Source organism: Pseudomonas sp. (genome assembly GCF_050739655.1).
Lineage (GTDB): Bacteria > Pseudomonadota > Gammaproteobacteria > Pseudomonadales > Pseudomonadaceae > Aquipseudomonas.
On the sequence record NZ_JBOIBY010000071.1, the window covers coordinates 1 to 22,947 of the forward strand.

Sequence of the window (22,947 nt, forward strand, 5' to 3'; positions counted from 1 at the left end):
GCTCGCGATTACGGTGGCACATTTGACAAGGATGTGACCGACACACCGCCATCGCGAGCAGGCTCGCTCCCACAGGGGGAAATTGCGGCACATTGACCTGCATCAAGTATCAACTTGCTGTATAGCGGCACAATAATGGCACCTTGCCAATGCTGTTTCCGCTATCAGAGAAGACCTCCATGGGTGCCTGGCTTAGCAATATCTCGCTGAAATACAAATTCTGGGCGGTGAACGCCGTCGCCTTCGTCACCACCTTGCTGCTGGTGCTATACGCCGTGCAGCTCGAACAACAAGCCCGCTGCCATGCCGCTCAGCTATCAGCTCAGGCCCAAGCGCGATTGCTCGGTGCCAGGCCTGTCGGGCAACCGCTGCCCAAGGCCGACAACCTGCTGACGTTCAATCGCGCACACGCACCGTTGCTCAATGGCCAACCCGTGCTGGAGCTGGCCGATGCAAAAGGTTGGGTCGAGATCAACGCCATGCCGTTGTTCGGTGACGACCTGTTGATCGGCGCCGAGGTATTCGCGCGCGCGGACGGCCAGCAGGTTGCGGTGCTTGCCCATGGTCCAAGCTTGAGCCAGGTGTTTGGCGAGCGTTTTGCCCATTACGCGGTGGCGGTGTTCGTACTGATGCTGGCCATGCTTGGCGCCTCTCAGCTGTTGATCCGCTTCCTGCTCAGCCAGCTCAACACCTTGAAGGACGTGATGCTGCACGTGGAAAAAACCGGCGACCTCTCTGCCCGCGCTCCCCTTGTCGGCAGCGACGAAGTCGGGCAAATGGCGAACGCCTTCAACGCCATGCAGGCCGGTTATCAGCGAGTGGTCAATACCGTCGCCAGTACGGCACGGCAACTGGACGAGGGTGCCGCACGACTGGCTTCAAACATGAATGAAGTCCGTCACGGCATGCTCGGCCAACAGAGTGAAACCGATCAGGCCGCCACCGCCATCAACCAGATGACCGCCACCGTCTACCACATCGCCCAGCACGCCGGCGCTACCCGCGACCTATCGCAATCGGCCGACACCCTGGCGGGCAGCGGACAGGCAGTGGTCCTGCGTGTGCAGGGTTCGATTGCCGGCTTGTCCACTGGAGTGCAGCAAACCGCCGAGATGATTCAACGTCTGGCCGAGGACAGTCAGAAGATCAACGGCGTGGTCAACGTGATTCACAGTATTGCCGAGCAAACCAACCTGCTGGCGCTGAACGCCGCGATCGAGGCAGCCCGGGCGGGCGAAATGGGACGCGGGTTTGCGGTGGTTGCCGATGAAGTGCGCAACCTGGCCAAACGCGTGCAGTCCTCGACCGATGAAATTACCGTGATGGTCTCGGCATTGCAGGCCGGAACCCGGGATGCCGTGGACTTCATGCAGGAAAGCTCGTTCAAGGCTGACGACTGCGTGCAACAGGCCCAGGAGGCCGGCGTAGCGTTGGCAAAAATCACTGGCGCAGTGGCGCAGATGCGTGAGAGCAACACGCAGATCGCCGTGGCGGCCGAGCAACAGAGTCAGGTGGCAGAGGAAATGAACCGGGCCGTGGTCAGCATCCGCGATGTGACCGATAACACGGTGCAGCAGACCGTCAATTCAGCGACCACCAGCCATGAATTGGCGGCGCTGGCCGGGGAGTTGAGCAAGGCGATAGGCCAGCTCAAGCTTTAAATCAAAAGATCGCAGCCTGCGGCAGCTCCTACAAGTGCATGTGACCCATGTAGGAGCTGCCGAAGGCTGCGATCTTTTTTACCCATTACCTCTATTGCGCCAATAGCCAACCTCGATTCGCCGCCCGCATTTGGCGGGCCTATTCTTCATTCATGTGTTCAACATGGATCGAGGATCAGCATCATGGGCAAACGTCACCCCAACCTTCCCGCCTGGCAATGGCGTGCCTACCCCAACAATCATCAGCACCCGACCAATCTGGTGTTGCACCTGATTGCCGTGCCATTGTTCATCGTGGCGTTTCTGTTGATTGTTAGCGGGGTGTTCGGCCTGAATCTGGCGAACTTAGCCATTGGCATCATCGGTGTGATCGCAGCGCTCGGCCTGCAACGTCACGGTCACAGCCTGGAGGTGCAAGCCTCCGAGCCGTTCAGCGATCGCAAGGACGCCGTTTCGCGCCTGCTGGTCGAGCAATTTTTGACCTTTCCGCGATTTTTCCTCAGTGGCGGCTGGTGGCGCGCCTGGCGTGAGCGCCACCGTCGTCATTGATCAGGCGAACACCGTCATCGTTTGCCGGCTCATGGCAATCAATCGGCCTTGCGCGTCCCACATTTTCGCTGCGGCGTGCCCGTAGCCGTCGGCGGCATATTCGGTTTCGACGAGGTACTTGCACCAGTCCAGTGTGCTCAGCTCAAGCAATGGCTGCACGAACTCGATGGTCCAGGTCAGCGTGCTGCCCATTGCCGGCTTCTTCAGAAACGGCATGACGGCCGGAGGCCAGGCATCCACCAGCGCCAGAATGTGCGACTCACTGATGGCCTCTTCCTTCACATCGCCACGCAACCGCACCCAGCCACCCATCTGGCGGGATGTGCTGCCGGTGAACGGCAACCCGCCGACACTCCAGCGCATCGCCAGATGGCGCATGAACTCCGGGATGACACCTTCAATGAAAGGCAGCTCCTGGCAGTCGTCCCAATGTTTCATCTCTGGCGCGGGATGCGCGGTCACTGCCACTTCAGAGGGACGCGAGGCACCGAAGCTGCCCTGAACCAAGGTCACCACCTGGCCCTTTTGCATTGCGCGACCCAGCACCTGACTGACGGCTTTGCCTTCACGCAGCACGTCGACTTCAAAACTGACCGGTACTTCAGGCTCGACGGGGCCAACGAAGGTGATCGCCAACGAACGTACAGGTCGATCTGCCGGAACCTTTGCGCGCATTGCTTCGTACTGCAAGGCTGCCACCAGACCGCCGAAACTCGCGCGGCCCTGAGCCCAACCGGCCGGAATAGTGATCTGCGAAGGTTGACGGCGGACAGCATCGAGCAGGTCGGAAAAGCGCATGAAAACCTCAAGGAAGGAATTGAATGAAGGGATCTTAACCAGCCGGCGAAGGCTGTACAGCGCGCATTCCGGCCAAATTGACCGACAGATGGGCCGTTGCGGCGTCTCGGGTTGCATTCCCACGCAGGAGCGTGGGAATGATCGAAAACACTGAGGTGAATCAGGATTTGAAGCAGTCCGCGCTGAGCTTGTCCAGGACGCGGTCGGCGCGCTCTTCAGCCTTGGCCATGTCGGCGTGCCAATCAGCGACGCAGGGTTGCAGATCGGCTTCCTGCTCGGCCATGGCCAGCCATTGCAGGCAGTCATGCCAGTCGCCCAAGGCGCCTTGAGCCGATCTCAATCGCGGCATGCTCTTTTTCGGCAAGCGATCCAGTTCAGGGTAGGCATCGATGCCATAGCGCACGCGCTTGATCAGCAAGCGCAGACGATGGCGATCATGGGCGGGGTCGTGCAGGGCTTCGTCCAGTTTCTTCCATTGTTTGCCCAGGCGTTTCTCAATGCGTTTGCCCAACCCCTTGAGCAAACCCTGGCGTTGAGATGCGCGCAAAAACCGCGGAAAGGCATCAAGAATCACCAGCAACTGCGCAAGCTGGCTACTCGCCGCGACCGCGGGATAAGCCTGCGCCATCTGTGCCAGACGGCGTTGCGCGGCTTCGGGTTGATCGTGCTGGAGCAAGTACGCCGCCAGCACCTCGCGATCACGCCAGGGCGTGGTCAGGTCGCCGACATCGGATGCCGCCGTTTCCATCTGTTCGACACCGGGCAATCCGCGCAATGGTCGCAACAGGCTGCGTAAACGGCGCACCGTGGTGCGCAGATCGTGCAAGGCTTCAGGGTCTGTTTGGGCGCTCAAGCGCGCTTGGCAGGCCAGTAGACGAACTTCCAGACCCAATACATGGGCTACCAACCGATCAACCAATGCCGACATCGCTTGCTCCCTGACTCGAATGCCCCTGTAGCCTTACATCATGCCTCAACGGCCGGCGCGTGACTCACGAATATAGAATCGCGCTTTCTGGGCCTTACTGGCGCAGCCTTCGAATCCTTCGAATTGCTGCTGGGTCTTGGCCGCGGTCAACAGCGACAGGGCCTTGGAATAGCTGACAGTTCCGGCGAAACCCTCTGCCTTGGCCAGGTCCAGCTCATGCCAGGCGGCATCGAGATTGCTGCCACAACTGTCGCGATAAGCGGTTTTACCGGCACAACCGGCGAGTGCCAAGGCAATCAGTGGCACACAAATCCAGGCTTTCATCACACACACCTCAAAAATAGGAGAACAGTCATGCAGGTAGGACGGTCTGGCGCATGAAAAGTGCCGTCCATCGCCAGAGCAAACTATAGCGCTGGCAAGAATAACCATCTGCCGCCATGGAGTGTCGAAATAACGACGCAGTCGCTACAGCGAACGACCTTGCCGATTGAAGCGCGCCCCTCGATGGGTGCATTGTGGAATCATTCGAACGAGGGCGATTGATGAAAAAGCGAGTCGCACTGGTGTTGGGCTCGGGTGGAGCCCGGGGCTATGCCCATATTGGCGTCATTCAAGAGATCGAAAGGCGTGGCTACGATATCGCCTGCATTGCCGGATGTTCCATGGGGGCGGTGGTCGGGGGGATCTACGCCGCCGGCAAACTCGATGATTATCGCGACTGGATCGAGAGCCTGGACTACCTCGACGTGTTGCGTCTGGTGGATGTCAGTTTTCGTCTGGGCGCCATCCGTGGCGAAAAGGTCTTCGGGCAGATCCGCAAGATCGTCGGCGAGATCAATATCGAAGACCTGCGCATTCCCTACACGGCGGTGGCCACCGACCTGACCAACCAGCAGGAGATCTGGTTTCAGGAAGGCTGCTTGCACCAGGCCATGCGCGCGTCGGCGGCGATTCCCAGTCTGTTTACCCCGGTGATGCAAGGTAATCGCATGCTGGTGGACGGTGGCATTCTCAACCCGCTGCCCATCGTGCCGGTGGTGTCGAGTCATTGCGACTTGATCATCGCGGTCAACCTCAACTCAACCAACCAGCGTCACTACAAGCTGCCGGTGATCCAGCGCCCCGCTGCGTTCAAGAGCCGGTTCGACAGCCTGATCAACTCGCTTGGCTCGAAGATGCCATTCCGGCGCAAACAGGCCGAGCAACTGCTGTTGCTGGAGAAGGAAGCGTTGTTGGCTGAAGCGGTCAATATCAATCCCTGGATCGAATCCGCCGAGCCGGAAGCCCAGCAACCCGCCGCCGCCCCCGAGCGTGACGGTGCACCGAAATCCGCCACCGGCTCGTTCATCATCGACAACGTCGGCCCGGCGTCTTTGCTGGATTTGATCAACCAGAGTTTCGAAGTGATGCAGACGTCGTTGGCGCAGTACAAGATCGCCGGATATCCACCGGACATCCTGATCAACGTGCCCAAGCGGGTGTGCCGGTTTTTCGAGTTCTACAAGGCACCGGAGCTGATTGCGCTGGGGCGGGAGATTGCGCGGGATACGCTGGATCGTTATGAAAGTGAGCGGGATTCCTGAGGTTCTCGGTTGAATAATCCGGCCTCATCGCGAGCAGGCTCGCTCCCACAGGGATTTGCGTGGTACACAAATAATGTGAACACCACGGAACCTGTGGGAGCGGGCTTGCCCGCGAAGGGGCCAGGTCAGACAACAAAAATCTAAATGCTGACCTCACTCAGCAACCGATACCCCACCCCCGCTTCGGTCACGATAAACCTCGGCCGGGTCGGGTCATCCGCCAGTTTCTGCCGCAGGTGTCCGACCACAATCCGCAAGTAATGGCTGTCGTCGGTGTGGGTCGGCCCCCAGATGTCCTTGAGCAATTGCTGTTGGGTGATGACCCGTCCGGGATGACGGGCCAGCTGCGCCAGCACTGCGTACTCCTTGCGAGTCAGCGCGACTTCGGCGCCATCGAGTAAAACCCTGCGATAGGCCAGATCCACCGTCAACGGCCCGAATATCAGTGCCGCTTGCTGGGCTTCCCCCGCTGGCGCCTGGCGCAACAACGCGCGAATCCGCGCCAGAAACTCCTGAATGCCAAAGGGTTTGGTCACGTAGTCATTGGCGCCGCCATCCAGCGCTTCGACTTTCTGCCCTTCGCCGGCACGTACCGAGAGCACCAGCACCGGCACCGCGGACCACTCACGGAACTCACGCAGTACCTGCTGCCCGTCCATGTCCGGCAAACCCAGATCGAGCACCAGCAAGTCCGGTTTGTTCAGCGCAGCCTGGGCCAGCCCTTCGGTGCCGGTGCCGGCCTCCAGCACTTTGTACCCTTGGGAAGCGAGGCTGATGCGCAGGAATTTGCGGATCTGCGGCTCGTCGTCGATGACCAAAATGGTCGTGGTCTGGCTCATGGTTTGCGGTCGCTACGTGGAGAGATCCAAAGGGTATCAGGCTTCACTTTCAGGGCTCACTTTCAAATGCAGGCTGTTCCTGCAATGGCAGATGCAGTGTGATGCAAGTGCCGCGCCCTTCGATGCCGTCGGCAACGCTGATACGCCCGCCATGGGCACCCACCATACCCTGGCAGATCGCCAACCCCAGGCCGGTGCCTTGCCCGCCTCGATCACCCCGTGCGGCGGTATAGAACATGTCGAAAATCTTCGCCCGCTCCGTCTCCGGAATCCCCGGCCCTTCGTCACTGACCGAGAAAACCAGTTCGTTGTCATCCACCCCTGCGCGCAATTGCAAACGTCCGTGGGACGGTGAGAAGCGCGCGGCATTTTCCAGCACGTTGATCAACGCCTGCTCGATCAGTGCCGCGTGGACGAACAGCAGCGGCAAGTCCGGCGCGACTTCGGTGCTGACCTGCAACGGCGCCAGCACCGCACGCAAGCGGTTGAGCGAACTGCCGACGATGTCCGCCGGTGATACCCAGTCCCGCGCCAGCTTCAGGGCGCCGTGACCGAGGCGGGTCATGTCCAGCAGGTTTTGAATGTAGCGGTCCAGGCGCTCGGCTTCATCGCGGGTGCCTTCTAGCAACTCACGGCGATCCTCCAGCGGGATCGCTTCGCCAAGTGCCAATAAGCTGTCGATGCTGCCGCGCATGGAGGTCAGCGGCGTACGCAAATCGTGGGACACCGAGGCGAGCAAGGCACTGCGCAGTTGCTCGGTTTCGCCGTGCAGACGCGCCGCCTCCAGGTCGTCAGCCAACTGCGCGCGGGCCAGCGCCTGTGCCAGCGGCTGACTCAACGCAGTCAACAAACGTCGACGTTGACCGCTCAAGGTCTGGCCTTCTTTTGCGCACACCCCGAGCAACGCCAACGGCCCCTCCTCCACCGACAACGGCCACCACCACCAGCGCCCGAACGGCAAAGTGCCGGTGCCCGCGCCAGCCGGCTGATCGTGTTGCCAGGCCCAATCGGCGGCGGCGCGCTCGGCCTCGGTGAATTCCAGCGGGCCACCGGTTTCAATTTTCCAGCCGTTTTGACCGTCGCGGTTGAGCAGGCACAGCTGCAGATCACTCCAGCCGTTGAGGTGCTGAGCAGCAGCGCTGACCACGGCCTGGCGGTCGGTGGCAGCAGTGAGCTTGCGCGACAGATCGAGCAATTCGCTGGTTTCTTCCTGGGTGTCGCGCAGTGCCTGCATTTGCCGGCGTTGCCGGGCCGCGAGGTTGCCGGTGAGCGCCGCCATCAGCAGGAAGAACAACAACGTCAGCACGTCTTCTTCGCGCTGGATGCTGAAGGAAAAATTCGGCGGAATGAACAGAAAGTCGTACGTCAAAAACGACAACGCAGCACAGGCCAGCGCCGGACCGAGGCTGCTGCGCACCGCCACCAGCAACACGGCGGCCAGAAACACCAACGAGATATTCGGCAACGGCAAAACACTCGCCACTGCCCACGCCAGGGCACTGGCTGACACCGTTGCCACAACAGCCAGGGCATAGTCGAACCACACCAAAGACTGCATCGAATGCTGCCGAGGCTGATGCTGTTGATGATCACTGTCGAGGACGTTGATTTCCAATCCACGTGCATAGCGCAGCAGGCGTGCCGCCAACCCGCCACCAAACAATCGTCGGCGTAATCGTGATCGGGACTGGCCGACCAAGACCAGGCTGGCGCGGCGTTCGGCGGCATGCTGGATGAGGGTTTTCGCCACCTCGCCAGCGCGCAGCAGCACCACCTCGCCCCCCAGGCGTTCGGCCAGTTGCTGGGCACTTTGCAGGCGCAGGCGCGATTGCTCGTCACGCACGCTGCCGTTATCCACGTGCACCAGGCTCCACGGCAAATGCCGACGTTGGGCCACGCGACTGGCATGACGAACCAGGCGTTCGGCCTGAGCATCGCCATCGACGCCAACCAACAAACGACCACGCACCGTCGGCGCCGCCTGGCCCATCTGGCGATAACCCTGGGTCAGATCGTTGTCGACTTGCGCAGCAGCGGTTTGCATCGCCAGTTCACGCAGCGCCGTGAGATTGGTCTGGGTGAAAAACGCGTCGATCGCCGCCCGCGCCTGCTCCGGCACGTAGACCTTGCCGTCACGCAGACGCTCCAACAGCTCCCGTGGCGGCAAATCGATCAGCAGCAGTTCGAAGGCTTCTTGCAGCACCCAATCCGGCAGGGTTTCGCGGACCTGCACACCGGTGATGCCGCGCACCTGATCGTTGAGGCTTTCCAGATGCTGGACGTTGACCGTGGTAAACACGTCGATACCGGCGGCGAGCAGTTCCTGAATGTCTTGCCAGCGTTTTTCGTGACGGCTGCCGGGCGCATTGGTGTGGGCCAGTTCGTCCACCAGCACCAGTTTCGGCTTGGCGGCCAACAGGCCATCGAGGTCCATTTCTTCGAGCATCACGCCACGGTATTCCGAGCGCACCAAGGGTTGTTGCGGTAACCCCCCGAGCAACGCTTCGGTCTCGGACCGGCCATGGGTTTCGACGACGCCGGCAATGACTTTCACGCCCTGGCGCAGCTGGGCATGGGCCGCTTGCAGCATGGCGTAGGTCTTGCCGACACCGGGTGCGGCGCCGAGAAAAACCTTGAGCCGGCCACGGCCATCGCGGGGCAGGTCTGCTAACAGCGCGTCAGCGCGGCCGGAGTTGCTCATGTTTGAAATACTCGTATGTTGATCGTTCCCACGCTCCGCGTGGGAATGCAGCCCGGGACGCTCTGCGTTCCCAAAAGCGGACGCGGAGCGTCCATTGATGCATTCCCACGCAGAGCGTGGGAACGATCATCTACTACAGGTTTTCCAGTGCCCTGTTCAACTCAAGCACATTCACCACCGGCGGCCCCACCAGCGGTTGCTCGATGTGCGCGTCCAACAAATTTTGCAAGGTCGACACCGGCAGGTTGCGCGCCGCTGCCACACGCGCCAGTTGATAGGCAATCGCGGCCGGTGGCAAGTGGGGATCTAGGCCGCTACCGGAGGTGGTGACCATTGCCAATGGCACTGGCCCTTGCCCCGGTACCAGCAGTTTGTTGGCGTCGTCGATCACACGAGTGGCCAGAGCCGGGTTGCTCGGCGAAAGGTTGCTGGCACCGCTGGACACGGTGGCGAAAGCACCGGCCGATGACCGTGGGTGGAACCAGGCGTCGCCGACGAAATCCTGGGCGATCAGCGACGAACCGCGGACCTTGCCGTCGGCATCGTGCACCAGGCTGCCATTGGCCTGATCCGGGAAGGCGACCTGGGCAACGCCGGTCACCACCAGGGGATAGGCGACGCCTGTGATCAGGGTCATCAGGACCAGCAGGCTCAAGGCCGGGCGTATCATTGTGGACATTGCAGAATCCTCTTATGGGCTATCAGCCTCGCTCCACAGGGAACGGGGTAAGCGTCAAACCAGATGCAACGCCGTCAACAGCATGTCGATCGCCTTGATGCCCACAAACGGCACCAGAATCCCGCCCAGTCCATAAATCAGCAGATTGCGTCGCAACAACGCCGCCGCACTCGCCGCCTGCACCCGCACACCGCGCAGCGCCAATGGAATCAACACCACGATGATCAGCGCGTTGAACACGATCGCCGAGAGAATCGCGCTCTGCGGGCTGCTCAAGTGCATGACGTTCAAAACGCCCAGTTGCGGATAGATCGCGGCAAACAGTGCCGGCAGGATGGCGAAGTACTTGGCCACGTCGTTGGCGATGGAAAAGGTCGTCAGCGCACCGCGAGTCACCAGCAATTCCTTGCCGATCTGCACCACGTCCAAAAGCTTGGTCGGATCGCTGTCGAGATCGACCATGTTGGCGGCTTCACGCGCCGCTTGTGTGCCGTCGTTCATCGCCATACCGACGTCGGCCTGGGCCAAGGCCGGAGCGTCGTTGGCGCCGTCGCCGCACATGGCAACCAGGCGACCGTCGTTCTGCTCATGACGAATGCGTGCCAGTTTTTTCTCCGGAGTGGCTTCGGCCAACACGTCATCCACGCCCGCTTCAGCGGCAATGGCGGCGGCGGTCAACGGGTTGTCGCCGGTCACCATGACCGTGCGAATCCCCAGCTTGCGCAGCTCGGCGAAACGCTCACGAATGCCGGGCTTGACCACGTCCTTGAGGTGAATCGCGCCCAGCAACTTACCGTCGGCGCAAACCAGCAGTGGCGTACCGCCGCTTTGCGCAATCCTGTCGATTTCCCGCGACAGCGCCGGGGCCAGGTCAGAGCGCTTCAGACCGACGAAGGCCAGCAACGAATCCACCGCGCCTTTGCGGTAGACACGCCCCTGATAATCGACACCGGACAAACGCGTCTCGGCACTGAACGGCACTGCGGTCAGCAAATGTGTGGCCGGCTCGGGTTGTGGCTGGGTGCCGCACAGGTATTCGACGATGGATTTGCCTTCAGCGGTGTCATCGGCCAGCGACGCGAACAACGCCCCTTCAGCCAGTTCCTTGCTGCTCACACCGGGCGCTGCGTAGACCGCCGTGCAACGACGGTTACCGAAGGTGATGGTGCCGGTCTTGTCCAGCAACAGCACATGCACATCCCCCGCTGCTTCCACCGCACGGCCGGACTTGGCGATCACGTTCAGGCGCACCAAGCGATCCATCCCGGCGATACCGATGGCCGATAACAAGCCACCGATGGTGGTCGGAATCAGTGTGACCAACAGCGCCACCAGAAACACCAGCGGCAGACTGCCGTTGGCGAAGTGGGCGAACGGCTGCAGGGTGACGACCACCAGCAGGAAGATCAGGGTCAGGCCAATCAGCAGGATGTCGAGCGCCACTTCGTTCGGGGTTTTCTGGCGCTTGGCGCCTTCAACCAGGGCGATCATGCGGTCCAGGGTCGACTCACCAGGGTTGGCGGTGATCTTCACCAGCAGCCAGTCGGAGACCAGGCGGGTGTTGCCGGTCACGGCCGAGCGGTCGCCCCCGGACTCGCGGATCACCGGCGCCGATTCACCGGTAATCGCCGCCTCGTTGACCGCCGCAATGCCTTCGATCACTTCGCCGTCACCGGGAATCATCTCCCCCGCTTCGACGCGCACTACATCGCCCTTGCGCAGGTTGGCGGCGGGCACCACCTGAAAACTGCCGTTGCCGGTTTTGCGGCGCGCACTCAAACCTTCACTGCCGGCCTTGAGACTGTCGGCGCGGGCCTTGCCGCGACCTTCGGCCAAGGCCTCGGCGAAGTTGGCGAACAGTACGGTGAACCACAGCCACACGGCGATCTGCGCGGCGACAAAAGTCGGCACGGCCGTGTCGGGAATAAAGCACAGCACGGTGGTCAGGATCGCGGTCAGTTCGACCACCAGCATCACCGGTGCGCGCTGTAATTGCCGTGGGTCGAGCTTGACGAACGCTTGTACCAGCGCCGGGCGCCACAGGGCCGAGATCGCGGTTTTTGGTTGTTCCGGCGCCGCTGCGGCGACCGGTTTGACTACGGGCATGTTCATCATTGGCTCCTCAGAAGGCCATGCTCAGGTGTTCGGCAATCGGGCCTAACGCCAGGGTCGGCAGGAAGGTCAGGCCACCCACCAGCAAAATGGTCACAGTCAGCAAGGTCACGAACAGCGGGCCGTGGGTCGGGAAGCTGTTCTGGCCGATCGGCGCGGTTTTCTTCATCGCCAGGCTGCCGGCCAACGCCAGTACCGGGAGGATGTAGCCGAAGCGCCCGATCAACATGCCCAGGCCCAGCATCAGGTTGTGGAACGGCGTGTTGGCGCCGAAGCCGCCGAACGCGGAACCGTTGTTGGCACTGGCCGAGGTGTAGGCGTAGAGCAACTGACTGAACCCGTGGGCGCCGGGGTTGCTCACCGAGGCCATCGGCCCCGGCAGGCTGGCGGCGATGGCGCCGAGCACCAGCACGCCAATAGGCATGACCATCAGGGTCACCACCAGCAATTGCACTTCCCTGGCTTGCAGTTTTTTGCCGAGGTATTCCGGGGTCCGGCCAATCATCAGTCCGGCGAGGAACACCGCGATAAGCACGTTGAGCAGCATGCCGTAGAGCCCTGCTCCGACACCGCCGAAGATCACTTCGCCGACCATCATGTTCACCAGCGCGACCATGCCGCTCAGCGGGTTGAGGCTGTCATGCATGCCGTTGACCGAACCGTTCGATGCCGCCGTGGTGGTCACCGACCACAACACGGTGGCGGTGGTGCCGAACCGCGCTTCCTTGCCTTCCAGCGGCGCGGTCTGCTCAACGGCTACGTTGTTCAAGGCCGGGTTCGGTTGGTATTCGGCCCACAGTGAAGTCGCACCGCCGATAAGGAACAGCGCCAGCATGCAGGCGATGATCGCGCGACTCTGGCGCAGGTCCTTCACGTAGTGACCAAAAGTGAACACCAGCGCCACCGGGATCAGAATGATCGAGGCCATTTCAAACAGGTTGCTCCACGCCGTCGGGTTCTCGAACGGGTGCGCCGAGTTGACGCCGAAGAAGCCACCGCCGTTGGTGCCCAGTTGCTTGATCGCAATCTGGCTGGCCGCCGGGCCCAGCGGGATCACCTGGTCGACGCCTTGCATCGTCAGCGCATTCACGTAGTGCGCGAAGGTCTGCGGCACGCCCTGCCAAACCAGGAACAACGCCAGCAGCAGGCACAGCGGCAGCAGCCCGTAGAGTGTGGCGCGGGTCATGTCGACCCAGAAATTGCCCAGGGACGCAGTGGATTTGCGGCCGATACCGCGACAGAGCGCAACCAACACAGCCAAACCGGTGGCGGCGCTGACGAAGTTCTGCACGGTAAGGCCGACCATCTGGCTCAAATAGCTCAGCGAGGCTTCGCCGCTGTAGGCCTGCCAGTTGGTATTGGTCATGAAACTGATGGCGGTGTTGAACGCCAGCGTCCACTCCTGGCCCGGCAGGTTTTGCGGGTTGAGCGGCAAATGGTCCTGGAACAACAGGATCGCGAACAACAGCACAAAACCCGCGAGGTTGAAGGCAAGCAAAGCCAGGGTGTACTTCTGCCAGCTCTGTTCAGAATGCGGGTCCACGCCGGCCAGGCGATAGCAACCACGCTCCACCGGCCCGAGGATCGGTGTCAGCCAGGTGCGCTGGCCTTCCATGACCTTGTAGTAGAAGCGCCCGAGAAACGGCGCGGGGACCAATACCACCGCGAAAAACGCGAGGATCAGCCAATAGTCATAACTGTGCATAGCCGCTCCTAGTTCCGGTCCGCGCGCAACAGCGCAACCAACAGATAAATGAACAGCCCCACTGCCAGCAGCAGTGACACCCCATCCAGAACGCTCATGGAAGATCTCCGTGTTACGGCTTATTGCCGCGTGTGGAGTTATTGTCGGAAAGGAGGCTGTAAAGGAACGAGAGCGAGGGTGCGCGCGGGGCATAAAGAAAGCGTAAAGAGTGGGTTTAGGCGGGTGTTACGGCGGTGTTTTGATGACCGCTGGCAAGAGCGGGCTCGCTCCCACTGCGACTTTGCGCAAGAATGTCGGCTGTCACTGCCCATCGCCGGAAAAACACCATGAATGTATTAACCACCGATTTGCCCGGTGTTCTGATCATCGAGCCAAAGGTGTTTGGTGATGAACGAGGCTTTTTTTACGAGAGCTTCAACGCCAGGGTTTTCATGGAAGCCACGGGGCTGGACGCTGATTTCGTTCAGGACAATCATTCGCGCTCAAGCAAAGGGGTATTGCGCGGTCTGCATTACCAACTGGAGAACACCCAGGGCAAACTGGTTCGTGTAATCAATGGGGAAGTACTCGATGTTGCCGTGGACATTCGCCGCAGCTCAGCGCATTTCGGCAAATGGGTGGCAGTGCGACTGTCCGCCGAGAACCATCGCCAGCTCTGGATTCCTGAAGGTTTCGCCCATGGTTTCGTGGTGCTTAGTGATTTCGCCGAATCGCTCTACAAGACCACCGACTACTACAACCCGGCTGCCGAACGCAGCATCCGCTGGAATGATCCGGAACTCGCCATCGACTGGCAACTGGACGAAGCACCGCAACTGTCGGCGAAGGATCAGGCGGCGGCGTTCTTTAAAGTTGCTGACGTATTCTCCTGAACCGTGCTCATAGGCACCTTACGCACAGGCGCTCAGTAGAAAGTCCTCCGCTTGCTCGACTAAAGCAAAATCGGTCCCACACTCCTATTGCGCAACCCCGGTCATGCCGACAAGCTATACCCATTTGTTATCGACTTACTGAAAAGGCTGGTCATCATGCGTATCCTCATTACCGGCGGTGCCGGTTTCATCGGCTCTGCCCTGGTTCGCGAGCTGATTCGATACTCCAGCCATGAAGTGCTTAACCTGGACAAGCTGACTTACGCCGGCAATCTCGAATCACTGACCACCATTGCCAACGACACTCGCTATGAATTCGTTCAAGCCGACATCGTTGATCTGCCGACTGTCAGTGCTGTGCTGAACCGTTTCCAACCACATGCGATCATGCATTTGGCAGCTGAATCCCACGTCGATCGTTCCATCGACGGACCGTCTGATTTCATCCAGACCAATATCGTTGGAACCTATAGCCTGCTAGAAGCCACTCGCGCCTATTGGCAGACCCTCGCCGAGCCGGAAAAAAGTGCTTTCCGCTTTCACCATATTTCCACCGATGAGGTCTATGGCGACCTGCATGGTGCCGAGGATCTGTTTACGGAAACAACGCCCTATGCCCCCAGCTCGCCGTACTCCGCCAGCAAAGCGGCTTCCGATCATTTAGTCCGCGCTTGGCATCGCACTTATGGCTTGCCGGTCTTGCTGACGAACTGTTCGAACAACTACGGACCCTTCCATTTCCCAGAGAAGTTGATCCCGCTGGTGATACTCAATGCCTTGGCGGGCAAGCCATTACCGGTATATGGAAATGGCCTGCAAGTGCGCGATTGGCTGTTTGTCGAAGATCACGCCCGGGCACTGCTCAAAGTGCTGAGCACAGGAAAAGTCGGAGAGACCTACAACATCGGCGGGCACAACGAGCAAAAGAACATCGATGTCGTGCGGAGCATTTGCGCACTACTGGAGGAACTGGCTCCTCAAAAACCGAAAGGTGTCGCGCATTACGCCGACCTGATCACATTTGTTCAGGATCGCCCAGGTCATGATCTGCGCTACGCAATCGATGCCAGCAAAATCGAACACGAGTTAGGTTGGAAACCCGCAGAAACATTCGAGACCGGTTTGCGTAAAACCATTCAGTGGTATCTGAACAATCTGGAGTGGTGCCAACGTGTACAAGATGGCAGCTACCAAGGTGAACGCCTGGGTGCCATCAATCCCAAGGAGTTACTCGCGTGATGAAAGGAATAGTTTTGGCGGGGGGCTCAGGTACGCGCCTGCACCCGATTACACTCGGTGTGTCCAAGCAGCTGTTGCCGGTTTACGACAAACCGATGATCTACTATCCGATTTCAGTATTGATGCTGGCCGGCATCAAAGAAATTCTGGTGATCTCCACTCCTCAGGATCTGCCTCAATACCGCAACCTGCTCGGTGATGGCAGCCAGTTTGGGGTGAGTTTCAGCTATGCCGAACAGCCATCGCCGGATGGTTTGGCTCAGGCCTTTCTGATTGCCGAACAGTTCATTGGCACCGACTCCGTGTGCCTTATTCTCGGCGACAACATCTTCCATGGTTCGTACTTTGGTGGTCAGTTGCAGAACGCGGCAAAACGATCCTCTGGCGCTACCGTGTTCGGATATTGGGTCAAAGACCCTGAACGCTTCGGCGTTATTGATTTCGACAGCGAAGGTCGTGCGGTATCAATCGAAGAAAAGCCAAAAAAACCTAAATCCAGCTATGCCGTCACGGGTCTGTATTTCTACGACAATGATGTGATTGAAATCGCCAAGAAGGTCAAACCTTCGCCACGAGGGGAGCTGGAAATCACCGACATCAACATCGCGTACCTGGAACGTGGTGACTTGCAAGTCGAGCGCTTCGGCCGTGGCTTTGCCTGGCTCGACACCGGCACCCACGATAGCCTGCTCGAGGCCTCACAATATGTGCAGACCATCGAACATCGCCAAGGTCTGAAAATTGCCTGCCTTGAAGAAATCGCTTATCTCAATAAGTGGATCAATCGCGAACAGCTGCTTGAGCGCGCCCATTATTTCGGCAAGACCGGATATGGGCAGTACCTTGCCAAGTTGGCCGGGGAACAATGAAGCTGAATGAATCCGGCTTCTGAAATGGAAGGAGCCGGACTACCCAGATGAAAACTCTCATTATCGGCCGTCGGGGCCAGGTCTCACGTGAGTTGCAACACCGGTTGGGCTCTCTCGGCGAGCTGATCGTACTGGGTCGCGATCAGCTCGACATGGCGCAACCCGATCAGATTCGTCGTCAGGTCCAATGCATCCATCCCGATCTGATCATCAACGCAGCAGCCTATACCGCGGTCGACCTCGCAGAAAGCGAACCGCAAACAGCCTTCGCCATCAACGCCGAAGCGCCCGGCATCCTTGCCGAAGAGGCTCTGACACTCGACATCCCGCTGATTCATTACTCGACCGATTATGTATTCGACGGGATGAAAACTGCGCCTTACAACGAGGACGACAGGCCAAACCCGCTGGGGGTCTACGGCAGGAGCAAGCTGGCGGGGGAGCAGGCAATCATCGAGGTGCAGGGCAAACACCTTATCTTGCGCGCCAGTTGGGTCTACTCGACCGAGGGCCGCAATTTTTTGTTGACCATGCAGCGGTTACTGCAAGAAAAAACAGAACTGCGGGTGGTTGCCGATCAGATCGGTGCGCCCACGTGGGCCGGCACCGTAGCCCAGAGCACCCTGGCCTTGATTGAGCGCTGGCAGTCACACGCCCCGGCGAACTGGGGTGTTTATCACTTGACTGCTCAGGGCAGCACTTCCTGGTTTGGTTTTGCCCAGGCCATTGGCGAGGCGTTGCGGCAACAGGGAAAAACTTGCGCAACTCTGCTGCCGATTTCCTCCAGCGATTACCCGCTGCCTGCCGCCCGTCCACTCAATTCATGCTTGGATTGCAGTCGACTACAACGCGAATGGGGAGTCAGCCAGCCGGATTGGCAAATTGCGCTGCGCGAATGCCTGGCCCAACAAGCCTGAGTACATGAGACTTGCCCACGAAGATGGCACCCGAGCCAGTCCCGCTCCTGACTGGCGCACAAAAAGCCGGCACTTAGCAGCGAACATCCCCGATACGACAACTTTTCCTCCTTTACGACCGCTGTCATAACACTGGCACGTCCACTGCACTGCCCTCCCCGAGCTTTCCAAACCGTTCAGGGAGCAAACGCATGAACACACAACTCAAACCCACGCTGGGCACTCTGCACTTGTGGGGCATTGCGGTCGGGCTGGTGATTTCCGGGGAGTACTTCGGCTGGAGTTATGGCTGGGGCGTGGCCGGGACGTTGGGCTTTCTAGTGACGTCCTTCATGGTCGCCACCATGTACACCTGTTTCATCTTCAGTTTTACCGAGCTGACCACCGCGATCCCCCACGCTGGCGGGCCGTTTGCCTACAGCCGCCGCGCCTTCGGCGAGAAAGGTGGATTGATCGCCGGGCTGGCGACGCTTATCGAATTCGTCTTCGCCCCGCCCGCCATTGCCTTGGCGATTGGTGCTTACCTCAACGTGCAATTCCCCGCCCTCGATCCAAAGCACGCGGCGGTCGGTGCCTACATCGTGTTCATGGGCCTGAACATCCTCGGCGTGAAGCTGGCGGCGACTTTCGAGTTGGTGGTCTGCGTGCTGGCAGTCGCTGAATTGCTGGTGTTCATGGGCGTGGTCGCGCCCGCATTCAGCTTCAGCAACTTCGCCCTCAATGGTTGGGCCGGGTCTGATGTATTCGGCGCACCGGCGATTGCCGGGATGTTCGCAGCGATTCCGTTCGCGATCTGGTTTTTCCTCGCCATCGAAGGCGCGGCCATGGCCGCCGAAGAAGCCAAGGACCCGAAACGCACGATTCCCAAGGCTTACATCAGCGGTATTCTGACCTTGGTGTTGCTGGCGATGGGTGTGATGTTCTTTGCCGGTGGTGTCGGCGACTGGCGCACCCTGTCGAACATCAACGACCCGCTGCCGCAAGCGATGAAAACCGTGGTCGGCGAAAGCTCGGGCTGGTTGCATATGTTGGTGTGGATCGGTCTGTTCGGGCTGGTGGCGAGTTTCCACGGGATCATCCTCGGCTATTCGCGGCAGTTCTTCGCCCTCGCCCGCGCCGGTTACCTGCCAGCGTCACTGGCCAAACTGTCGCGCTTTCAAACGCCACACCGGGCAATCATCGCCGGCGGCGTGATCGGCATCGCGGCGATCTACAGCGACGGCCTGATCAATCTCGGCGGCATGACGCTGACGGCCGCGATGATCACCATGGCCGTGTTCGGCGCCATCGTGATGTACATCATGAGCATGCTCAGCCTGTTCAAGCTGCGTAAAACCGAACCGAATCTGGAGCGTACCTTCCGCGCGCCCTGCTACCCACTGGTGCCAATGATTGCATTGGTGCTGGCGGTGGTGTGCCTGGTGGCCATGGCGTGGTTCAACACCCTGATCGGGCTGATTTTCCTCGCCTTCATGGCCGTGGGTTTCGTGTACTTCGTGCTGACTGCGCAACTGCGCGCCGATGCCCCGGCGGATGCGATGTTGACCGGGCTTTAATCAATGACGGTGCGGGGTCATATCAGGCATAGAATGGAACCACTGCGAAAACAATTCGCTCAATAGTGGTATGCAGGATTGATTGGCGAAATCCGTCAATCGACCTGCTTTTAAGGAGAGCCCCTATGCCCTGGTATGCCTGGTTGATTCTGATCGTTGCAATAGGCTCGATCGTTGGCGGGTTGATGATGCTGCGCGACACCGCCACCAAGGTTGAGCTGACCGAAGAACAGCGCGCTCGCGTGGCTGAACGCAACGCGCAAGCGGATGCCAAGGATGCGCAGGACCGCTAAAAACTGCTAAACCGCTTTTCGTAGGAGCAAGGCTTGCCCGCGATGGCGATCTCAAGGACGCTATCGCGGGCACGCCTTGCTCCTACAAGTCCAATGTGTGCGGAGATTATTTTTCCCAATCGGCCTTGGCGATGTGCAAGCCATGCAGGCCTTTGTACGCTGCGCGCTCCGGCTGACTCCAGCCCTCCAGCAATGAATCCTCCAGACGATAGATTTCCACGCCCAGCGGACGACATACGCTTAACGGGTCCTGAGCATCCGGCCCCCACATGGCCAGCGAAAGGTCGCCCCCCGGGCAGGTCGAAAGTGCGCACAGCAAATCGATCTCGGCAAAGAACTCCAGGTAATCGCCCTTCTGCGCCGGACAGGCTTTCATGAAGTACATGTCGTCGTGGTTCAGGCCCGTGCACTGGAAAATGTTCAGCACGTCATGCACATCGAATTCGGTCAGGCCGTGAGGCAGTACGGCGCGTGTCAGGTTGGAGTGGCAGTGATGATGGAAATCTTCGCCGGTGAGCATTTTGTTCACATAGGGATCGCAACGCGTACCGAGCAAATCGTGCAAGCGGCCACCGTGTTCATCGATCCCGTAACCGGCCAGGCTGTCATCGGTGATGGTCACCAGCGGTCGCAGAAAAGGCAGGTTCGACCACAACCGGTCATGGGTGCTGACATGCGCGCCCTGCAGTTGCCGGGTGCGTGAAGCCCACAGGCGTTCGCGAGGATCATGGGCATTCCAGACATTGAAGTCGCCCACTTGCGGGCCAACAGGCGTTGTAACCCGGAACACATGCCCGGCCGGAACATTCCAGGCGCGGCCGGTGCGAATCGGCACTTCGAAAGACTCGATCAACGTGCGCCCGTCCTTCGTGTCGCGCACCCGTTCATAGAAGGCCTTGTCCACCTGCAAGGCCGAGCCTTTGCTGACTTGATAGGCCGCCGGATAGTCTTTGTACATGGCAAGAATCCTCGATCAGTGATGGGAAGATGGGGCGAGCATTTGTAAAAGGAGGTGTTCGGAATCGTCGAGATAGAGACTCATCGCATCCTCGGCGGCGCGTTTATCACCCTCGACCAGCAGCTCATGGATCTGTCGGTCGCGAATCAGCCAGGGCGCCTGGAAACTTGATTCATCGGGAGCCGCGCAGAACACCAGGCGCAATTGCGCGACAACATTGGTGAAGAACTCATCGAACAACTGACTGCGCAGCAACCCGACGACGTGTTGATGAAAGGCCAGACTGTGGGTGCCGACGGCGCGCCAGTCTTCGCGCTCCCGGGCGAACTCGTTGGCTTCCAGCGCTTCGAGCATCCGGTCGGATTGGTAGTCGCGCAGCGGGCGGCTGGTGCTGATGGCTTGCAGTTCGAGCGTGCGGCGAACCTTGAACAGGTCCCGCACATCATCAAAACCCAAACGCCGCACCATCACGCCTTTGTTGCGCACATACCGGGTCAGGCCTTCCTGCCCGAGGCGATGCAGTGCCTCGCGGATGGTATTGCGCGAGGCGTTGTAGGCAGACACCAGATCGTTTTCCACCAGCGCCATGCCCGGCAGCAAGCGACCGCCGATGATGTCGGCGCGCAACTCCAATGTGATGTGATCGGCCAGTGACAGTCCGCTGTTCATACTCATTGCCTCAGGATTGTTCAACAATCGTCAGTTAATGAGTAATCACTATTCGTGCCAGTAGCTTGTGCGATTCATACTCGTTCGACGCATCTGCATGCTTTTTAGAAGTAGAAGTACAGTCACCATCCAATTTTCATTGGTTAATATGGGCGCATTGATGTGGAGATATCAGATGCGTTACTCGCAGGACCATAAAGCCCAGACCCACCAACGCATCATCAAGGAAGCCTCGGCACGTTTTCGCCGTGACGGTATCGGCGCGACCGGCCTGCAACCCCTGATGAAGGCGCTGGGCTTGACTCACGGTGGCTTTTACTCGCACTTCAAATCCAAGGACGAGTTGGTAGAAAAGGCATTACAGGCCGCCGGCGATCAGGTCGCCGGTATTTGCGCCGAATTGTTTGCCCAGGATCGCCCGCTTGAAGCGTTCATCGATGCCTATTTGTCTGAATGGCACCAGACTTCACCCCAGGAAGGTTGCCCGCTGCTGACCATGTCATCGGAACTCGGTATGCGCGGGCAGCCGAGCCCGACCTCCGACGAGGTGCTGAACGCCCGGCTTCAACAGATACAAGGCACGCTTGAAGGTGGAAACGTCGTGGACCGAAGCATCGTCATCATGTCGACACTGGTGGGGGCGCTGCTGCTTTCGCGCAGCGTCGAGAATCCCGAGTTTGCCCGGCAGATTCTCGACGTCACGCGGACTCACCTGAACGAGTCCCAGGCCTAGCCGTTCCAGCGCTTGAACAACACGCTGGCATTGACCCCGCCAAAGCCGAAGCCATTGGACAAGGCGTACTCGATGGCCATCGGCCTGGCCTGACCGTGGACAATGTCCACACCCTCGGCAGCAGGGTCCGGGTTATCGAAGTTGAGCGTCGCCGGTACGACCTGATCACGGATCGCCAACAGGGTGAAGATCGCTTCGAGCCCACCTGCCGCGCCGAGCAAATGCCCGGTGGCCGATTTGGTCGATGTCACCGCGATCTTGTTATCCGCACCAAACAGCGACTTGATTGCCGCCAACTCCCCCAGATCGCCAACCGGTGTCGAGGTCGCGTGCGCATTCAGATGCTGAACCTGCTCCGGCGAAACACCTGCCTGAGCCAATGCCTGCGACATCGCGCGACGCGCACCGCTGCCATCTTCAGGGCCAGCGGTCAGGTGATAGGCATCGGCGCTGGTGCCGTAGCCCACCAGTTCCGCCAGGGGTTTAGCGCCACGGGCCAGCGCATGCTCCAGGGACTCGATCACCAACAGACCGGCGCCCTCGCCCATGACAAAGCCATCACGGCCACTGTCGAAGGGGCGTGAAGCACGATCGGGGGTGTCGTTGTACCCACTGGACAGGGCGCGAGCGGCAGCGAATCCGGCGAGGCTGACCCGATCGATCGCCGCCTCCGCGCCGCCACACACCGCGATGTCCGCCTCGCCGGTACGAATCAGCCGCGCCGCGTCGCCAATCGCCTGGACCCCGGCCGCGCACGCCGTCACCGGTGCCCCCAACGGGCCTTTGAAACCATGCTGGATCGACACATGGCCCGCTGCCAAATTGACCAGAAACGACGGGATGGTGAACGGCGACAAGCGCCGAGGACCACGGCTATCCGTGGTGCGCACCGCATCGGCAATCGCCCCGAAACCACCCACGCCGGAACCAATGATGGTCGCTGTACGCTCCTGGGCATCGGCGCCCTGCGCCTGCCAACCCGCCTGCTCCAGTGCCTGACGCGCCGCTTCCATGGCAAACAGAATGAAGCGGTCCATCTTCTTCTGCTCTTTGGGTGGCGTCGCACGGTCCGGGTCAAAACCCGCCTCCGGATCATCCACCAACGTCGGCACTGCGCCACCAACCTTGGCCGGCAAATCCGCCACCACCTCGTCCGGCAAATTACGCAAACCGGAGCGCCCGGCCAACAGACGCTGCCAGACCGCTTCGACTCCGCTACCCAGCGGAGACACCAGGCCCATACCCGTTACAACCACTCGACGATCACTCATAACGCAATACCT

General features: G+C 60.0%; 22 protein-coding genes. 10 read left to right on the plus strand and 12 right to left on the minus strand.

The genetic code is table 11. From position 1 onward, the window contains the following. Window positions 1-179: 179 nt before the first annotated feature. Both ACRESJ_RS03775 and ACRESJ_RS03780 read left to right on the plus strand, forming a co-directional pair. Entirely contained in the window at window positions 180-1,661 is a 1,482-nt protein-coding gene (locus ACRESJ_RS03775) for a methyl-accepting chemotaxis protein (protein ID WP_431756710.1), read from the plus strand. A gap of 183 nt (window positions 1,662-1,844) precedes the next feature. Next, a complete protein-coding gene (locus tag ACRESJ_RS03780) occupies window positions 1,845-2,210 on the plus strand; it encodes a terminase (RefSeq protein WP_431756711.1) in 366 nt (121 codons plus the stop codon). Here ACRESJ_RS03780 and ACRESJ_RS03785 read toward each other — a convergent pair whose 3' ends face one another. From ACRESJ_RS03785 to ACRESJ_RS03795, 3 genes are all read right to left on the minus strand, one after another. Continuing rightward, a complete protein-coding gene (locus tag ACRESJ_RS03785; RefSeq protein ID WP_431756712.1) occupies window positions 2,211-3,008 on the minus strand; it encodes an acyl-CoA thioesterase in 798 nt (265 codons plus the stop codon). Between the two features lie 160 nt (window positions 3,009-3,168). Beyond that, window positions 3,169-3,936 carry a CHAD domain-containing protein gene (locus ACRESJ_RS03790; RefSeq protein WP_431756713.1) on the minus strand — a complete coding sequence of 256 codons (768 nt, stop codon included), beginning with the start codon at window positions 3,934-3,936 and terminating at the stop codon, window positions 3,169-3,171. 45 nt (window positions 3,937-3,981) lie between these two features. Then, on the minus strand, window positions 3,982-4,260 hold the full coding sequence (locus tag ACRESJ_RS03795; protein WP_431756714.1) for a hypothetical protein: 279 nt from the start codon (window positions 4,258-4,260) through the stop codon (window positions 3,982-3,984). A gap of 221 nt (window positions 4,261-4,481) precedes the next feature. Between ACRESJ_RS03795 and ACRESJ_RS03800 the strand changes: the two genes are divergently transcribed. Next, window positions 4,482-5,522 carry a patatin-like phospholipase family protein gene (locus ACRESJ_RS03800; RefSeq protein WP_431756715.1) on the plus strand — a complete coding sequence of 347 codons (1,041 nt, stop codon included), beginning with the start codon at window positions 4,482-4,484 and terminating at the stop codon, window positions 5,520-5,522. 140 nt (window positions 5,523-5,662) lie between these two features. Here the strand turns inward: ACRESJ_RS03800 and ACRESJ_RS03805 are convergent, their stop codons facing one another. The 6 genes from ACRESJ_RS03805 to kdpF all read right to left on the minus strand — a co-directional run bounded on the left by ACRESJ_RS03805 (window position 5,663) and on the right by kdpF (window position 13,656). Continuing rightward, window positions 5,663-6,361, minus strand: a complete 699-nt coding sequence (locus ACRESJ_RS03805) for a response regulator (protein ID WP_431756716.1) — start codon at window positions 6,359-6,361, stop codon at window positions 5,663-5,665. A gap of 49 nt (window positions 6,362-6,410) precedes the next feature. After that, on the minus strand, window positions 6,411-9,062 hold the full coding sequence (locus tag ACRESJ_RS03810; RefSeq protein ID WP_431756717.1) for an ATP-binding protein: 2,652 nt from the start codon (window positions 9,060-9,062) through the stop codon (window positions 6,411-6,413). Window positions 9,063-9,195: 133 nt separating this feature from the next. Next, window positions 9,196-9,741, minus strand: a complete 546-nt coding sequence (kdpC, locus tag ACRESJ_RS03815) for a potassium-transporting ATPase subunit KdpC (protein ID WP_431756718.1) — start codon at window positions 9,739-9,741, stop codon at window positions 9,196-9,198. 54 nt (window positions 9,742-9,795) lie between these two features. Beyond that, on the minus strand, window positions 9,796-11,853 hold the full coding sequence (gene kdpB, locus ACRESJ_RS03820) for a potassium-transporting ATPase subunit KdpB (protein WP_431756719.1): 2,058 nt from the start codon (window positions 11,851-11,853) through the stop codon (window positions 9,796-9,798). 10 nt (window positions 11,854-11,863) lie between these two features. Beyond that, the gene (gene kdpA / locus ACRESJ_RS03825) at window positions 11,864-13,558 is read right to left on the minus strand and encodes a potassium-transporting ATPase subunit KdpA (protein ID WP_431756720.1); all 1,695 of its coding nucleotides are present in this window, start codon (window positions 13,556-13,558) and stop codon (window positions 11,864-11,866) included. Window positions 13,559-13,566: 8 nt separating this feature from the next. Further along, a complete protein-coding gene (kdpF, locus tag ACRESJ_RS03830; RefSeq protein ID WP_007899818.1) occupies window positions 13,567-13,656 on the minus strand; it encodes a K(+)-transporting ATPase subunit F in 90 nt (29 codons plus the stop codon). A gap of 228 nt (window positions 13,657-13,884) precedes the next feature. On the opposite strand from kdpF, the gene rfbC reads away from it, so the two are divergent. From rfbC to ACRESJ_RS03860, 6 genes are all read left to right on the plus strand, one after another. After that, window positions 13,885-14,430: a dTDP-4-dehydrorhamnose 3,5-epimerase gene (gene rfbC, locus ACRESJ_RS03835; protein ID WP_431756721.1), complete on the plus strand. Its 546-nt coding sequence runs from the start codon at window positions 13,885-13,887 to the stop codon at window positions 14,428-14,430. A gap of 156 nt (window positions 14,431-14,586) precedes the next feature. Then, window positions 14,587-15,669, plus strand: coding sequence for a dTDP-glucose 4,6-dehydratase (gene rfbB, locus ACRESJ_RS03840; protein WP_431756722.1), 1,083 nt, complete (start codon window positions 14,587-14,589; stop codon window positions 15,667-15,669). Next, window positions 15,666-16,538 carry a glucose-1-phosphate thymidylyltransferase RfbA gene (rfbA, locus tag ACRESJ_RS03845; RefSeq protein WP_431756723.1) on the plus strand — a complete coding sequence of 291 codons (873 nt, stop codon included), beginning with the start codon at window positions 15,666-15,668 and terminating at the stop codon, window positions 16,536-16,538. The genes rfbB and rfbA overlap by 4 nt, the downstream gene beginning before the upstream one ends. Before the next feature lie 47 nt (window positions 16,539-16,585). Beyond that, window positions 16,586-17,455: a dTDP-4-dehydrorhamnose reductase gene (gene rfbD, locus ACRESJ_RS03850; protein WP_431756724.1), complete on the plus strand. Its 870-nt coding sequence runs from the start codon at window positions 16,586-16,588 to the stop codon at window positions 17,453-17,455. 191 nt (window positions 17,456-17,646) lie between these two features. Beyond that, window positions 17,647-19,011, plus strand: a complete 1,365-nt coding sequence (eat, locus tag ACRESJ_RS03855) for an ethanolamine permease (RefSeq protein ID WP_416128548.1) — start codon at window positions 17,647-17,649, stop codon at window positions 19,009-19,011. 125 nt (window positions 19,012-19,136) lie between these two features. Further along, window positions 19,137-19,304: a DUF2897 family protein gene (locus ACRESJ_RS03860; protein ID WP_338585414.1), complete on the plus strand. Its 168-nt coding sequence runs from the start codon at window positions 19,137-19,139 to the stop codon at window positions 19,302-19,304. 106 nt (window positions 19,305-19,410) lie between these two features. On the opposite strand, the gene ACRESJ_RS03865 is transcribed toward ACRESJ_RS03860, so the two are convergent. Together ACRESJ_RS03865 and ACRESJ_RS03870 are read right to left on the minus strand one after the other, a co-directional pair. Then, entirely contained in the window at window positions 19,411-20,262 is an 852-nt protein-coding gene (locus tag ACRESJ_RS03865) for an urea carboxylase-associated family protein (RefSeq protein ID WP_431756725.1), read from the minus strand. Between the two features lie 15 nt (window positions 20,263-20,277). Continuing rightward, window positions 20,278-20,931 carry a GntR family transcriptional regulator gene (locus ACRESJ_RS03870; protein ID WP_431756726.1) on the minus strand — a complete coding sequence of 218 codons (654 nt, stop codon included), beginning with the start codon at window positions 20,929-20,931 and terminating at the stop codon, window positions 20,278-20,280. Between the two features lie 175 nt (window positions 20,932-21,106). Here ACRESJ_RS03870 and ACRESJ_RS03875 point away from each other — a divergent pair, with 175 nt between their 5' ends. Beyond that, the gene (locus ACRESJ_RS03875; RefSeq protein WP_431756727.1) at window positions 21,107-21,664 is read left to right on the plus strand and encodes a TetR/AcrR family transcriptional regulator; all 558 of its coding nucleotides are present in this window, start codon (window positions 21,107-21,109) and stop codon (window positions 21,662-21,664) included. On the opposite strand, the gene fabF is transcribed toward ACRESJ_RS03875, so the two are convergent. Then, window positions 21,661-22,935, minus strand: a complete 1,275-nt coding sequence (gene fabF / locus ACRESJ_RS03880; protein ID WP_431756728.1) for a beta-ketoacyl-ACP synthase II — start codon at window positions 22,933-22,935, stop codon at window positions 21,661-21,663. The two genes, ACRESJ_RS03875 and fabF, sit on opposite strands and share 4 nt — an antisense overlap. Window positions 22,936-22,947 lie beyond the last annotated feature (12 nt).

Coding starts and splice junctions, on each gene's coding strand:
- ACRESJ_RS03775 (WP_431756710.1), top strand. CDS start 180: ATGGGTGCCTGGCTTAGCAATATCTCGCTGAAATACAAATTCTGGGCG.
- ACRESJ_RS03780 (WP_431756711.1), top strand. CDS start 1,845: ATGGGCAAACGTCACCCCAACCTTCCCGCCTGGCAATGGCGTGCCTAC.
- ACRESJ_RS03785 (WP_431756712.1), bottom strand. CDS start 3,008: ATGCGCTTTTCCGACCTGCTCGATGCTGTCCGCCGTCAACCTTCGCAG.
- ACRESJ_RS03790 (WP_431756713.1), bottom strand. CDS start 3,936: ATGTCGGCATTGGTTGATCGGTTGGTAGCCCATGTATTGGGTCTGGAA.
- ACRESJ_RS03795 (WP_431756714.1), bottom strand. CDS start 4,260: ATGAAAGCCTGGATTTGTGTGCCACTGATTGCCTTGGCACTCGCCGGT.
- ACRESJ_RS03800 (WP_431756715.1), top strand. CDS start 4,482: ATGAAAAAGCGAGTCGCACTGGTGTTGGGCTCGGGTGGAGCCCGGGGC.
- ACRESJ_RS03805 (WP_431756716.1), bottom strand. CDS start 6,361: ATGAGCCAGACCACGACCATTTTGGTCATCGACGACGAGCCGCAGATC.
- ACRESJ_RS03810 (WP_431756717.1), bottom strand. CDS start 9,062: ATGAGCAACTCCGGCCGCGCTGACGCGCTGTTAGCAGACCTGCCCCGC.
- kdpC (WP_431756718.1), bottom strand. CDS start 9,741: ATGTCCACAATGATACGCCCGGCCTTGAGCCTGCTGGTCCTGATGACC.
- kdpB (WP_431756719.1), bottom strand. CDS start 11,853: ATGAACATGCCCGTAGTCAAACCGGTCGCCGCAGCGGCGCCGGAACAA.
- kdpA (WP_431756720.1), bottom strand. CDS start 13,558: ATGCACAGTTATGACTATTGGCTGATCCTCGCGTTTTTCGCGGTGGTA.
- kdpF (WP_007899818.1), bottom strand. CDS start 13,656: ATGAGCGTTCTGGATGGGGTGTCACTGCTGCTGGCAGTGGGGCTGTTC.
- rfbC (WP_431756721.1), top strand. CDS start 13,885: ATGAATGTATTAACCACCGATTTGCCCGGTGTTCTGATCATCGAGCCA.
- rfbB (WP_431756722.1), top strand. CDS start 14,587: ATGCGTATCCTCATTACCGGCGGTGCCGGTTTCATCGGCTCTGCCCTG.
- rfbD (WP_431756724.1), top strand. CDS start 16,586: ATGAAAACTCTCATTATCGGCCGTCGGGGCCAGGTCTCACGTGAGTTG.
- eat (WP_416128548.1), top strand. CDS start 17,647: ATGAACACACAACTCAAACCCACGCTGGGCACTCTGCACTTGTGGGGC.
- ACRESJ_RS03860 (WP_338585414.1), top strand. CDS start 19,137: ATGCCCTGGTATGCCTGGTTGATTCTGATCGTTGCAATAGGCTCGATC.
- ACRESJ_RS03865 (WP_431756725.1), bottom strand. CDS start 20,262: ATGTACAAAGACTATCCGGCGGCCTATCAAGTCAGCAAAGGCTCGGCC.
- ACRESJ_RS03870 (WP_431756726.1), bottom strand. CDS start 20,931: ATGAACAGCGGACTGTCACTGGCCGATCACATCACATTGGAGTTGCGC.
- ACRESJ_RS03875 (WP_431756727.1), top strand. CDS start 21,107: ATGCGTTACTCGCAGGACCATAAAGCCCAGACCCACCAACGCATCATC.
- fabF (WP_431756728.1), bottom strand. CDS start 22,935: ATGAGTGATCGTCGAGTGGTTGTAACGGGTATGGGCCTGGTGTCTCCG.